At 67.4% G+C, this 12,722-nt stretch carries 13 protein-coding genes; 6 read left to right on the top strand and 7 right to left on the bottom strand.

Annotated features, from left to right (window positions below; translation table 11 throughout):
* The 4 genes from pyrE to folK form a co-directional block, all read right to left on the bottom strand.
* The gene (pyrE, locus tag O5K39_RS12350; protein ID WP_271143924.1) at positions 1 to 588 is read right to left on the bottom strand and encodes an orotate phosphoribosyltransferase; all 588 of its coding nucleotides are present in this window, start codon (positions 586 to 588) and stop codon (positions 1 to 3) included.
* A 16-nt stretch (positions 589 to 604) separates the two neighbouring features.
* Positions 605 to 2,785: a bifunctional (p)ppGpp synthetase/guanosine-3',5'-bis(diphosphate) 3'-pyrophosphohydrolase gene (locus O5K39_RS12345; RefSeq protein ID WP_271147151.1), complete on the bottom strand. Its 2,181-nt coding sequence runs from the start codon at positions 2,783 to 2,785 to the stop codon at positions 605 to 607.
* A gap of 110 nt (positions 2,786 to 2,895) precedes the next feature.
* Positions 2,896 to 3,255 carry a DNA-directed RNA polymerase subunit omega gene (rpoZ, locus tag O5K39_RS12340; RefSeq protein ID WP_271143923.1) on the bottom strand — a complete coding sequence of 120 codons (360 nt, stop codon included), beginning with the start codon at positions 3,253 to 3,255 and terminating at the stop codon, positions 2,896 to 2,898.
* A 291-nt stretch (positions 3,256 to 3,546) separates the two neighbouring features.
* The gene (gene folK, locus O5K39_RS12335; RefSeq protein WP_271143922.1) at positions 3,547 to 4,110 is read right to left on the bottom strand and encodes a 2-amino-4-hydroxy-6-hydroxymethyldihydropteridine diphosphokinase; all 564 of its coding nucleotides are present in this window, start codon (positions 4,108 to 4,110) and stop codon (positions 3,547 to 3,549) included.
* On the opposite strand from folK, the gene O5K39_RS12330 reads away from it, so the two are divergent.
* From O5K39_RS12330 to O5K39_RS12315, 4 genes are all read left to right on the top strand, one after another.
* On the top strand, positions 4,109 to 4,681 hold the full coding sequence (locus O5K39_RS12330; protein WP_271143921.1) for an NYN domain-containing protein: 573 nt from the start codon (positions 4,109 to 4,111) through the stop codon (positions 4,679 to 4,681). The genes folK and O5K39_RS12330 overlap by 2 nt on opposite strands.
* Positions 4,682 to 4,769: 88 nt before the next feature.
* Positions 4,770 to 5,708: a hypothetical protein gene (locus tag O5K39_RS12325; protein WP_271143920.1), complete on the top strand. Its 939-nt coding sequence runs from the start codon at positions 4,770 to 4,772 to the stop codon at positions 5,706 to 5,708.
* A gap of 27 nt (positions 5,709 to 5,735) precedes the next feature.
* Positions 5,736 to 6,683 carry a hypothetical protein gene (locus tag O5K39_RS12320; protein ID WP_271143919.1) on the top strand — a complete coding sequence of 316 codons (948 nt, stop codon included), beginning with the start codon at positions 5,736 to 5,738 and terminating at the stop codon, positions 6,681 to 6,683.
* Positions 6,684 to 6,833: 150 nt separating this feature from the next.
* Entirely contained in the window at positions 6,834 to 6,965 is a 132-nt protein-coding gene (locus O5K39_RS12315; RefSeq protein ID WP_271143918.1) for a hypothetical protein, read from the top strand.
* Between the two features lie 9 nt (positions 6,966 to 6,974).
* On the opposite strand, the gene smpB is transcribed toward O5K39_RS12315, so the two are convergent.
* Together smpB and dapA are read right to left on the bottom strand one after the other, a co-directional pair.
* On the bottom strand, positions 6,975 to 7,478 hold the full coding sequence (gene smpB, locus O5K39_RS12310; protein ID WP_077355737.1) for an SsrA-binding protein SmpB: 504 nt from the start codon (positions 7,476 to 7,478) through the stop codon (positions 6,975 to 6,977).
* A complete protein-coding gene (dapA, locus tag O5K39_RS12305) occupies positions 7,478 to 8,374 on the bottom strand; it encodes a 4-hydroxy-tetrahydrodipicolinate synthase (protein ID WP_271143917.1) in 897 nt (298 codons plus the stop codon). Before dapA ends, smpB begins: the two co-directional genes overlap by 1 nt.
* 111 nt (positions 8,375 to 8,485) lie before the next feature.
* Here dapA and O5K39_RS12300 point away from each other — a divergent pair, with 111 nt between their 5' ends.
* Positions 8,486 to 10,555 carry a lytic transglycosylase domain-containing protein gene (locus O5K39_RS12300; RefSeq protein WP_271143916.1) on the top strand — a complete coding sequence of 690 codons (2,070 nt, stop codon included), beginning with the start codon at positions 8,486 to 8,488 and terminating at the stop codon, positions 10,553 to 10,555.
* A 14-nt stretch (positions 10,556 to 10,569) separates the two neighbouring features.
* Here O5K39_RS12300 and O5K39_RS12295 read toward each other — a convergent pair whose 3' ends face one another.
* Positions 10,570 to 11,217 carry a TetR/AcrR family transcriptional regulator gene (locus O5K39_RS12295; protein ID WP_271143915.1) on the bottom strand — a complete coding sequence of 216 codons (648 nt, stop codon included), beginning with the start codon at positions 11,215 to 11,217 and terminating at the stop codon, positions 10,570 to 10,572.
* 96 nt (positions 11,218 to 11,313) lie between these two features.
* On the opposite strand from O5K39_RS12295, the gene O5K39_RS12290 reads away from it, so the two are divergent.
* Positions 11,314 to 12,720, top strand: coding sequence for a glycosyltransferase (locus O5K39_RS12290; RefSeq protein ID WP_271143914.1), 1,407 nt, complete (start codon positions 11,314 to 11,316; stop codon positions 12,718 to 12,720).
* Positions 12,721 to 12,722: the final 2 nt, after the last annotated feature.

The following is a 12,722-nucleotide window of genomic DNA, read 5'->3' as shown; positions in this document are numbered from 1 at the left end:
TCAGGCCGTGGCCAGCCGCCGGCTACCCGGATCCTGCACCGGGATGGCGGCCAGTTCGGGCGGCAGGGCGTCGGCGGGATAGGCCGGCACGTCCAGGGTCGCGAGCGCGATCAGGGGCACGCCGACATCGGCCCGTCCGCCCGAGCGGTCGACGATACAGGCGGCAGCGACCACCTCCCCTCCGGCCTCCTTGATCGCGGCGATGCATTCGCGCGACGACAGGCCCGTGGTGACGATGTCCTCAACCATCACCACCTTCTGGCCCGGCTCGATCTGGAAACCGCGCCGCAGCTTGAATACGCCCCCTTCCCGCTCGACGTAGAGCGAGGCGACGCCCAGCCAGCGGGCGGTCTCATAGCCGGGGATGATGCCGCCGACCGCCGGGGAAATGGCGACATTGACCGGGCCGACCGTGGCCGTGATCTTCTCGGCCAGGGCCTTGCACAGCCGGGCGCAGCGGTCGGCGTGCATGAAGACCAGGTTCTTCTGCAGAAATACCGGACTGTGCAGCCCCGAGGACAGCACGAAATGCCCCTCGCGCAGGGCACCGGCGGCGCGGAACTCGTTCAGGACGTCTTCGGTGTTCATGGAAGGGCTCTTAGCCCTAGCCCTTCAGCCGCTCAACCGTGTCCACCGATGGATTGGTGCGCAGGGCGGCCATGATCATGGTGGCGTGTTTGGCGTCCTCGACCTCGACGTCGAAGTTGAGGTCGAAGAAGTCCTGGTGGCGATGGGAGAGGTTCAGGTTGCGGATGTTTCCGCCCGCATCGCCGATCAGGGTCGTGACCTGGCCCAGGACGCCGACGCCGTTGCGCACCGTGGCCTTCAACCGCGCGATGCCCAGGGCGCTCTGTTCGGCCTGGGGCGTCCATTGCAGGTCCTGCCAGACGGTGTCGTCGTCGGCGTATTCGGCCAGCTGCTGGCAATCGATGGTGTGGACGGTCAGGCCCTTGTTGGGCTCCAGGATACCGACGATGCGGTCTCCGGGCAGAGGCGTGCAACAGGCCCCGAAATGGACGCTGACGCCGGGCGTCAGGCCCCCGCCGCGCACGAACAGGCGGGCGCGCGCGTCCTGAATGGGCTTGCGCTGCTGGGCCGGCTTGATCTTGCCCATCAGGGCGGGGAACAACAGTTCGGCGACCTTGACCGGCGAGATCCGGCCCCGTCCGATCGCCTCGAACAGGTCGGCCTCGGTGGCGACGCCGAGGACTTCGAGCACAGGCTTCAGCGAGACCTGTTCCAGGGCCTTGCCGGCCTTGGTGACGGTCTGATCCAGACTGGCGCGGCCCAGACGCAGGAACTCCTCGCGCTCGGCCCCCCGGATGTGGCGGCGGATCGCCGAACGGGCTCGGCCGGTCACGGTCAGGGAGCGCCAGTCGGCCGGGGCCTCGCGCTTGGAGCCCCGGATCACCTCGACCACATCGCCGTTCTGGAGGGCGGTGCGCATCGGCTTGAGCTCGCCGTTGATCTTGACGCCGACGGCCGTGTCGCCGACCTCGGTGTGAACGGCATAGGCGAAGTCCAGCGCCATGCCGCCGCGCGGCAGGGTGATCAGCCGGCCCTTGGGCGTGAAGACGAAGACCTGATCCAGGTACATCTCCAGCTTGGCGTGTTCGACCCAGTCCTCGCCCCCCTCCCCGTGCTCGACCACCTGGACCAGGTGACGCAGGTTCTGGAGCGGATCGCGCCCGCCCTCGGCGGCCATGGCTTCCTTGTCCAGACCGTAGGACTGGTTCTTGTAGGCCCAGTGGGCGGCGACGCCGTCCTCGGCGATCCGGTCCATCGTCTCGGTGCGGATCTGCATCTCGATGCGCAGGCCGCCCGGGCCCACGACGGTGGTGTGAAGGGATCGATAGTTGTTCGACTTGGGCGTCGAGATGAAGTCCTTGAACCGCTCGGGCACCATGGGCCAGGCGCGGTGGATGACGCCCAGCGCGCGGTAGCAGTCGTCCTCGAACGGCACGATCACGCGGAACCCGTAGATGTCGGACAGGGACGAGAAGCCGACGGTCTTTCGCTGAAGCTTTCGCCAGATCGAGTAGGGCGTCTTCTGGCGGCCGAAGACGCGGGCGACGATCCCGGCCTCGGACAGCACCTGCTCGACTTCGTGGGCCACGACCTCGGTGGCGCGGCCGTGTTCAAGCTTCAGCGCTTCCAGCCGCCGCTCGATGGCAGTGCGGGCGGTGGGGTTCAGGTGCTCGAAGGCGAGTTCCTCGAGCTCGGACGCGATCGAGTGGATGCCGATGGAGCGACCCAGGGGCGCATAGACCTCGAGCGTCTCGCGGCTGATGCGCTCGCGCTTCTCGGGCTTGACGTATTTCAGCGTCCGCATGTTGTGCAGACGGTCGGCCAGTTTCACCAGCAGGACGCGGACGTCCTTGGAGATGGCCAGGATGAATTTGCGCAGGTTCTCGGCCTGGCGGGTGTGCTCGGCCTGAAGTTCGAGACGGGACAGCTTGGTCACGCCCTCGACCAGGACGGCGATCTCCTCGCCGAACATGGCCGCGATGTCGTCACGCGTCGCCGAGGTGTCCTCGACCACATCGTGCAGCAGGGCCGTGACGATGGTGGCGGTGTCGAGCTTGTAGTCGGTCAGGATGCCCGCGACCTGGATCGGGTGGGCGAAATAGGGATCGCCCGAGGCCCGCAACTGCGAGCCGTGCATCTTCATCGCATAGACATAGGCCTTGTTGAGCAGGGCCTCGTCGGCGGTGGGGTCATAGGCCTTGACCGCCTCGATCAGCTCGAACTGGCGCAGGACCGGAATGCGTTTCGCCGCCGGCAGGGGCTCTGCGGGCGGCGAAACGGGATCGTTGTTGTTGGCGACGTTCTGCGGCGGCGGGGACTTGGCGACCCGCGCCGGGAGGATGGTGATACCGTTGGCGGGTTCCGCCGTCAGTAGCGTTCCTCCTGCCCGCCGTCCCGGTCGCTCTGCAGGGCGCGAATCAGCTCCTGCTCGGCCATGTTCATGTGCTGCGGCTCGGCCAGCAGACCGACGATTTCCGCCTCGTCCTCGGCTTCGGTACGCTCGTCGACGCGTTGCAGGGCGACCACGACGGTCTCCAGCAGGTCGGCGGGGATCACGGTCTCGTCGGCGATCTCGCGCAGGGCCACGACGGGGTTCTTGTCGTTGTCGCGATCCAGGGTCAGCGGCGCGCCGTTGGCGATCGCGCGGGCGCGGTTGCCGGCCAGCAGGACCAGTCCGAAACGGTTCGGAACCTTCTGGATGCAGTCTTCGACGGTGACGCGAGCCATGGGAATCCTTCGGTGTCGGGACGATTGTCGGCGGGAGAACCGCGCCCCATACAGATATGCACTGATTTGTGCAACGCCACAGGGGCGGATTTGGGGCAGCTCAGTCGATCAGACAATCTGGGTCGACCATGGCACGATCGGGGAATGCGGCCGTTACGCAGGTCGAATGCGCGTGTAGCCCTTGAACCGATTTCGGGTGCCACAGGTTTGAGAGCACGATCTCGACGGCGGCGTCGTCCGACCTTTCGATGGCTTGACTACAAAAACAACAGGCGCGCTTGAAGAACATGGTCAGGAACTCATCGACCGTGCGTCGATGCCCACCGTTGCACTGTCTTTGAGACTAGCCGCCGTATCCCCCGCCGGATGCACCCACTCCGGCGCGATCTCCGCCAGCGGTCCCATGACGAACAGCCGTTCCGCCGCCCGAGGGTGGGGCAGGATCAGGCCGGCGCAGTCGCCCTGTTCACGGCCGTAGGCGATCAGGTCAAGATCGAGGGTGCGCGGGGCGTTGCGGATGGAGCGTTGGCGGCCAAAGGCGTCCTCGATCCGGCCGAGGGCCTGCATCAGGGCGTGGGGGTCATGGGCGGTGCGGACGATGACGACGCCGTTCAGGAAAGGCGGGTCGGTCGGGTCGGGCCAGGCCTGTGACCGCCACCACGACGACCGGGCGACGATGTCGATGCCCTCGGACCGGAACCGCGCCAGGGCCGCCCCCAGCGCCTCGGTGCAGGACGCCCACACCCCCTTGTCATTGCAGCCCAGAGCGATGATGACGGCCTGATCCAGGTCAAGCGCCACGCCGGGCTCGTCGATGACGGCAAGGTCTGCAGCTTCATTCACGGCGGTGTCCATGACGTTTCTTCCGCACGAGCGCATCGCCCTGTTCATCGACGGGGCCAATCTCTATTCGGCGGCCAGGGGGCTGAACGTCGATCTCGACTTCGCCAGGCTGCTCGCATCGTTCCGCGATCAGGCCGTCCTCATTCGCGCCCATTATTACACGGCCGTGGTCGAGGGCGAAGAGTTCTCTCCGATCCGGCCGCTGGTGGACTGGCTGGGCTACAACGGCTTTTCGGTCGTGACCAAGCCGGCGAAGCGGTTCACCGACCCGCAGGGGCACAGCCGGATCAAGGGGAACATGGACATCGAGATCGCGGTGGACATGCTGGAACTGGCCCCGCGTCTGGATCATGTCGTGCTGTTCTCGGGCGACGGCGACTTCCGCCGGCTGGTCCAGGCGGTGCAGGCCAGGGGGGTGCGGGTCACCGTGGTCTCGACGCTGAAAAGCCAGCCGCCGATGCTGTCGGACGACCTGCGCCGACAGGCCGACGCCTATATCGATCTGGCCGACCGCCTGGGGGACTGGGGCCGGCCCCGGACACCGGCGGCGAGCCCGACAGTGCGGACCTTCGACAGGGATTAGACGGCGCCGTTTCTGCTCCACCGATAGTTGTCGAAAACCGCGTTATCGCGTAGCGTCGTGTCCAGTATATCGACCGGAGGGAATGTTCATGCTGGCCCTGGCTCTCGCAGCTTCGTTGTTCGCCGCTCCCCTGCCCCAGACGGTTCCGGCGCCGCCGGTCGATCCCGCGACGGCTCCCGTCGATCTGGAAGACATCGTTGTCGAGGGCAGCAGGCTGGAGGACACCACCGAGCGGTTCGTGCGCGAGGTCGGGGCCCCGTCGCGGCGTCGGGGCCTGGCCCGCTGGCGCAACGGCATCTGCGCCGGGGTGGCCAATCTGCAGAACGATGCGGCGCAGTTCATCGTCGACCGCGTGTCCGACACCGCCCGCGACCTCGACCTGAAGGTCGGTGCGCCCGGCTGCGAGCCCAGCATCCTGATCGTCGCGACCACCGACGCCAAGGCCTTCACGCCCCAGTTCGTGGCCTCGCGCCCACGCCTGTTCCAGGTCGGCGGTGCCGGCATGGATCGGGGCGACGCAGCCCTTGCGGCCTTCGAGACCTCCGACAGCCCCGTTCGCTGGTGGCACGTCAGCGTCCCGGTCACCGAAACCGGCCAGATCGCGGTGCGGATTCCGGGCTTCTGCCAGAATTCCTGCGAAGGTCCGATGGACTTTGCGCCCCAGGTCGAGACCCTGTCGTCGCGCCTGATGAACCGGACCGAGGACGACCTGAAGCGCGTCTTCATCATCGTGGACGTGGACAAGATCGCCAATGTGTCGCTGGACCAGCTGGCCGACTATATCGCCATGGTCGCTCTGGCCCAGATCGACCCGGAGGCCGACACCTCGGGTTATGCGACTATCCTGAACCTGTTCGACGACCCGGCCTATGCACCCGGTCTGACGCAGTGGGACAAGGCCTATCTGAAGGGTCTGTACGACGCCCAGCGCACCCGCGCCAGCGTCGGAGCCGCCCGCGCCGAAGTCGTCTCTTCGATCATCCGCGTGCGTCAGGGCATGACGAACGAGGAAGACGCGACTCAGTAGCCCAGACCCCGCCGCCGGGAGCCCGTCATGTTGATCGCCGCCATCCTCAGTGCCGTCCTGTCCGCCACGCCTGAAGCCGCGACGCAGGAAGTCTCGCCCCGTCCCGCCCCGTCTACGCCGACCGTGGATGCCGTTGACCTCGGCGAGCTGACTGTCACGGGACGCACTCTGGAGACGGCGACACGCGAGTTCGTGCGCGAGGTCGGGGCACCGTCCCGTAATCGGGGTCTGGCGCGGTGGCGCGGCGCGATCTGCGTCGACGTGCTCAATCTTCAGGCCCCGGCGGCCCGGTTCATCGTGGAGCGTGTGTCCGAGACGGCGCGAACCGTGGGGCTGACGCCCGGCGGCGCAGGCTGCACGCCCAATGTCATCATCGTCGCCACCGACGACGCCGCCGTCTTTACCCCGCAGTTCGTCGCCATGCGCCCCCGCCTGTTCCGCGTCGGCGGGGCCGGCATGGATCAGGGTGCAGCCGCTCTGCGCCGGTTTCAGGCGACCGACCGGCCGGTGCGCTGGTGGACCGTGACCCTGCCGGTCGATGAGATGGGCCGGAACGCCGTTCGTATTCCCGGCTATTGCAGCGGGTCGTGCCTGCTGCCGTCGGACATGGCACCGGGCGTGAAGACGCTGGGGTCGCGACTGTCGTCGCCGACCGAGGATGATATCGAGCGGGTCTTCATCATCGTCGATGTGGATCAGGTCGCCGCACTGTCGGCACATCAGCTGGTCGACTATCTGGCCATGGTGACCCTGGCCCAGGTCGATGCCGACGCCGACACCGGCGGCTATGCTACGATCCTGAACGTCTTCGATGATCCCGAAGGCGTCGCCGGCCTGACCCAGTGGGACGAGGCCTATCTGAAGGGGCTGTATCAGGCGCAGCGGATGTCGGTGAACCAAAGGGCCAGTGCCAGCGAGATTGCGGGCTCGATCGTCCGTGCAAGGCGGGCGATGGACGTGGCAACGCAGGACTGAACAAACGTCCGCTACCCGACCTTCGCCATACGGAACAACGGTGATCCGCACCGGTTGAACAGGTCCGCCCTCCCCCGCGTAACCGCTTGTTTCACTGTGAAAACCGTCAGGGAATGCCGCGCTGCCATCAGCGACCTCATTGCGGAGGCCGTGCCCGAAGATGACGCGGCGCGTCGCGAGGGGCTGTTGACGCTGGCCGACGGCTGGATCGGCCTGATCGAGCGGCGCGAGGCGATCGACGAGCCGGGGCCGCAGTGCGCGCTGGACGACCCCGAGGCCTGAACCCCGACTTCAGCCCTTGTCGCGCATCAGCCGGGCCTTGTCGCGCGCCCAGTCGCGGTCGGCCGACGCCTCGCGCTTGTCATGCAGCTTCTTGCCCTTGGCCAGGGCGATCTCGAGCTTGGCCTTGCCGTCGTCGTTCAGATACAGGCGCAAGGGAATGATGGTCTGGCCGTCCTTCTGGACCGCACCGATGAGCCGATCGATCTGCTTTCTGTGCAGCAGCAGTTTCCGGGGCCGGCGCGGCTCGTGATTGAATCGGTTGGCCTGGGCGTAGGGCGGGATGTCGGCGTTGATCAGGACGATTTCGCGGCCTTCTACCGCCGCATAGCTCTCGGCGATGTTGGCGCGGCCCATCCGCAGGGCCTTGATCTCGGTGCCCAGCAGCATGATCCCGGCCTCGAGGTTGTCCTCCAGGAAATAGTCGAACCGGGCGCGGCGGTTCTCGGCGATCAGCTTGGCCTTGGTGATCGGGGCCTTGGTCGCCGCCGCCGCCTTTTCCTTCGTCGTGGCCATCAGCCAAGCCCGGCGGCGTCGAGCGCCGCGTCGATGGCCGGCTTGACCTCATCGCGGGTCGGCACCAGCGGCAGACGGATTTCCTCGGTGCACAGCCCCAGCTTCGCCAGGGCGTACTTGGACGGCGCCGGCGAGGCGTCGAGGAACAGGGCCTTATGCAGGCCGATCAGGCGGTCCTGCCACGACCGGGCCGCCGCGTAGTCGCCTGCGACCACGGCATTGTAGAGGGCGACCATGGCCTCGGGCGCGACGTTGGAGGTGACCGAGATCACCCCGACCCCGCCACAGGCCAGATACCCCAGGACGCTGGGGTCATCGCCGGTGATCAGGTCGAACTGGACCCCGGGCTGGCGACCGATGTTGGCATGCATCCAGCAAACCCGGCTCATGTCGGCGGTCGCATCCTTGATGCCGACGATGTTCGGATGGGCCGCCAGCCGCGCCACGGTCTCGTTCGACATGTCAACGCCGGTCCGGCCGGGCACATTGTAGAGCACGATCGGCAGCTGGACCGCATCGGCCACCGCCTCGAAATGCGCGGCCAGACCCGCCTGGGACGGACGGTTGTAATAGGGAGTGACGACCAGGGCCCCGTCTGCGCCGACGGTCTTGGCATAGCGGACCAGGTCGATGGCCTTGTCGGTGGCGGTCGAACCGGCCCCGGCCATGACACGAATCCGCCCACGGACGATCTCCACGGTGCGCGCGACGACATGCTTGGCCTCGTCGGGCGTCAGGCTGGCGCTTTCGCCGGTGGTGCCCATCGGCACGATGCCGTGGACGCCTGCGGCGATCTGGCGCTCGATCAGGCGTTCCAGCGCGGCATCGTCCACGTTTCCGTCACGAAGAGGTGTGATCAGGGCGGTGATCACGCCCTTGAACAAAGGGGCGGTCATAGAAACAGTCTACCTGCGTGGGAAATGGGCGGCGGGCGCCCGTGACAGGCGGTAGAGGGTAGGTGGTGGGCCCAAAGCCTGCAACCGGGTTGAATGGGGTTTGTACGAACGATGCTGGCGACGACGATTGCGGCCGCTCTGGCGGTCCTGGCTCCCCCTGTTGAGTCGATGCTTCCCCAGTCGACGGCGGAGCTGAACGGTGCCCAGCCCTACAGCCAGGTCTCGACCGCGACCTATCAGCCGCGCGTGCTGAACGATTCGGACACCATCGCCTTTCGACGCGGCCTGACGCTGGCGCGGTCTCGCGACGTTGTCGGCACCCAGGACGCCATCAGCCGGATCGGCGATCCGACGGCACGCAAGCTGGTCGAATGGGCCCTGATCGATACCTCGGGCTCCCAGATGTCCTATGGCGACCTGTCGCGCGACCAGCGCGCCCTGAACGGCTGGCCCCGGGTCGAGGCGCGCCGCAGCGCCGGTGAGATCGCGCTGGACCGCGCCGGCGGATCGCCCGACGCCGTGCTCGCCTTCTTCGGCAGCAGCGCGCCCACCACCGTTCAGGGGGCCATTGCCCTGGCCTGGGCGCTGGACCAGTCGGGCCGCTCGTCAGAGGCGCAGTCGTTGGTTCGCGACTGGTGGCGGACCCGGTCGTTCGAGGCTCCGGAACAGACCCGCATCCTGAACCGGTGGAGCGGCTGGCTGAGCACGGCCGACCACGACGCCCGGCTGTCGATGCTGCTGCTGGGGCCGCACGGTCCGGCGACGCGCGCCATGGTCAACCTGGCCTCGCCCGAGAAGGCGTCCGTGGCCAATACGGTGATGGCGCTGCGGTCGGCCTACAGCCCCGATTCCATGGTCGCCAACCTGTCGGCATCCCAGGCGACGGACCCGGCAGTGGCGCTGGAGCGTGCGCGGATCCTGCGTTCGCAGAGCCGCCAGCGCGATGCCTATTCGATCCTGCGCTACCTGCCGTCCGCGCCCTCGCACAAGGAGGGCCAGGACACGCTGTGGAGCGAGCGCCGCAACTATTTCCTCGATGCCTATCAGGACGGCAACTACCAGGCCGCCTACGACGCCATGGCCGGTCACGGCTTCCCGTCCGGCGACCGCAAGGTCGATGCCGAGTTCTTCGCCGGCTGGGTCGCCCTGACCAAGCTCAACGACCCGGCCCGCGCCGCCCGCCATTTCGAGACCCTGCGAACCGTGTCCTCGACGCCGATCACCCAGGGGCGCGCCTGGTACTGGCTGGGTCGCGCGGCAGAGGCTCAGGGCGATCAGGCCGGTGCGCAGCAGGCCTATCGCAACGGGGCCCAGCACATCCAGACCTTCTATGGCCAACTCGCCGCCGAGAAGGCCGGCATGACGACCCTGACCCTGCCCGCCGATCCCCGGCCGACTTCGGCCGACGCCGCGGCGTTCGAGGACAATGAGGTGGTGCGGGCCATGCGCATCCTGGGCGAGACCGGCGAGACCAGCCTGCTCAGGGTCTTCGCCTATCACCTGGACGACACCCTGCCGAACCCGACCGACCTTGCGCTGCTGATGGACACCATGCGGGGCTATGGCGACGGCTTCGGGGCCATGATGGTTGGCCGTGCGGCCAGCCAGCGCGGCATCCTGTTGCCCGAACGCCAGTACCCCTTGCGCACCCCGCCTCAGGTTTCTGGCGCGGCCCCCCTGCCCTTCACCCTGGCCATTACCCGCCAGGAATCCAGCTTCGACCCCCGCGCCCGGTCCGGTGCCGATGCGCGCGGCATGATGCAGTTCCTGCCGGCCACGGCCTCGGGAGTCGCACGGCGTCTGGGCATGAGCTATTCGGCCGAGCGGCTGTGGGACGCCGACTACAACATGACCCTGGGCAGCTATCACCTGGGCGAGTTGATGGGCAATTTCGGCGGGTCGATGCTGATGACCACCGTCGGCTACAACGCCGGTCCCGGCCGCGCGCCCCAGTGGGTGGCCCGTTGCGGCGATCCGCGCGGCAGCGTCGAGGCCGCCATCAACTACATCGAATGCGCGCCCTTCACCGAGACGCGCAACTACATGATGCGGGTGATGGAGAACCTGTCGGTCTACAAGGCGCGGCTCAACGGCGGCTCGGCACCGCTGAGCCTGTCGTCGGACATCTCGCGCGGTTCGCCTCCGGGACCGACGGCCTATCAGGCCTACAGCGGTAACTGACGGGCGCTACCGATTCAGGCCTTCAGCAAGCCCCTGATCAGGGCGTCGATCATGCCGTCGCTGAGCACGCGGGTGTCGCCCCAGTCGAAATAGGGCTTGGTGATGATCAGCGAGACGATGCCGTGCGTGCCCGCCCAGAACAGGCGCGCCGCGCCGGCCGCATCGTCACCGCGCAGCCTGCCTGCGGCCTTGATCTCTTCCAGCACGACCTGGAACGAACGGAACAACTCGGGGCCCTGAGTCTCGGCGGCGTTCTGGGCACCGCTGCGCGCCTCGATCGGCCGGGTCAGGTAGATCAGCCGGTAGGCGTTCGGCTGGGCGAAGCCAAACGCGACATAGGCTTGCAGCATCGCGCGCAGCCGGGCCTGGGGGTCCGGTTCATCCGTCGTGATCCGTCGGTTGGCGGCCAGCAGTTCTTCAAAGGCCTGGCGACAGATGTCCTGGAGGATCTCGCCCTTGTCGGCGAAATGCATGTAGAGCGCTGTCGAAGACAGGCCGACCTCATCGGCGATCTTGCGGATCGTCGCGCCCTCATAGCCGTGCTCGACGAAGATTCGCTCGGCGGCGGCCAGGATTTCGGCACGCCGTGAATGCCCCTCACCCTTGGGTTTGCGACCGGACCGCACGGGACCTTGCGGCGAGGATGAAACGAGGACGCTCAAACGCGACACTCCTGTGAACCTGCGTTTGAATAGCGCCATTGGCAGGCGTTCGCCAATGGCTTGCCCAAGTCTGATCGGGTCACTAGCGTTTTCGTGATGCCGAGGGATTTCGCGCCGCCGAAAATCGACCCGACTGCGCCCGCCCGGATCGGCGCCCGCCGTCGGGGAATGACCGTCGGTCAGGCGATCGTCACCTGCGGTCTGATCGGGGCGTTCACGGCCTCGGCGATACGCGCGCCGGCGGCATCATTCGCCATACTTCTGTTCGCGTTGCAGACCGGATTTCTGATCCTCGCGGCATGGCGCATCTATCTGATCACCGGGAGCGGCTATCGTCCGTCGGACGAGGTGCTGGATCTGGAGGCATCAGACAGGCTGCCGCGCTACACCATCCTCGCGGCCCTGCATGACGAAGCCGAGGTGGTCGGCCAGTTGATCGAACGCCTGGCCGAGATCGACTATCCGCCCGACAGGATCGAGGCCTTCCTGTTGCTGGAAGCGCATGACCTGGAGACCCTCGACGCGGCACAGGCGGTCGAGCGCCCGGACTGGCTGAAGATCATGGTCGTGCCCCCCGGTCGGCCCCTGACCAAGCCGCGCGCGCTCAACCATGGCCTGGCCCACGCCACGGGAGACCTGCTGGTCATCTATGACGCCGAGGACGACCCGGACCCGTTTCAACTGCGCGAGGCGGCCGCCCGGTTCGCGGCCGACAAGACTGAAGCCTATGCCTGCCTGCAATCGCCGCTGCGTATCCGACGCCGCAGCGACAGACGCGCCTCGCCCTTTCTCGATCGCCAGTTCGCGGTCGAATACGCCGCCCTGTTCGAGGTCAAGCTGCCGGCCATGGCGCGGCTCGGACTTCCGTTTCCGCTGGGTGGCACCAGCAATCATTTCCGCGTCGGTCCCTTGCGCGAGGTCGGCGGCTGGGACGCCTGGAACGTCACGGAGGATGCCGACCTGGGGTTCGAGCTGTGGCGACGCGGGTGGCGGCTGGGCGTGCTGAGCCGGCCCACCTATGAGACCCCGCCGGGCGACCTCGACAACTGGCTGCCGCAAAGGGTGCGCTGGCTGAAGGGCTATATGCAGACCTGGGGCGTCCATACGCGCGACCTGCGGACGCTCGGACTGCGGGGCATGTTCGCCATGTCGATGACGATCGGCGCAGGGCTGGTCTCGGCGGCGGCCCAGGCGGTTGCGCTGGCCTGGGTGCTCGCCTGGGTGCTGGTGTCGGTCACCGCAGGCCTGCCGCCGGCACCGCCGCTGTTCTCGATGAGCGTGCTGGTCCTGGCCCTGGCCGCAGCCTGGCTGCAATGCGCAATCGGAGCCTACCGGGGGCGCGTGCCCTATGGGCCGTGGGACATGATCGCGGCGCCTGCATACTGGTCGCTGCTGACCCTGGCCTTCGCCCACGCCCTGTGGCGGCTGATCCGCGAGCCTTTTGCCTGGGACAAGACGCGCCATCACCGCGACGAGGATGCACAGCCCGCTGTGATCGTCTAAGC

Source organism: Brevundimonas sp. NIBR10 (genome assembly GCF_027912515.1).
Taxonomy (GTDB): Bacteria; Pseudomonadota; Alphaproteobacteria; order Caulobacterales; family Caulobacteraceae; genus Brevundimonas.
This window is presented reverse-complemented; position numbering and strand designations above follow the sequence as displayed.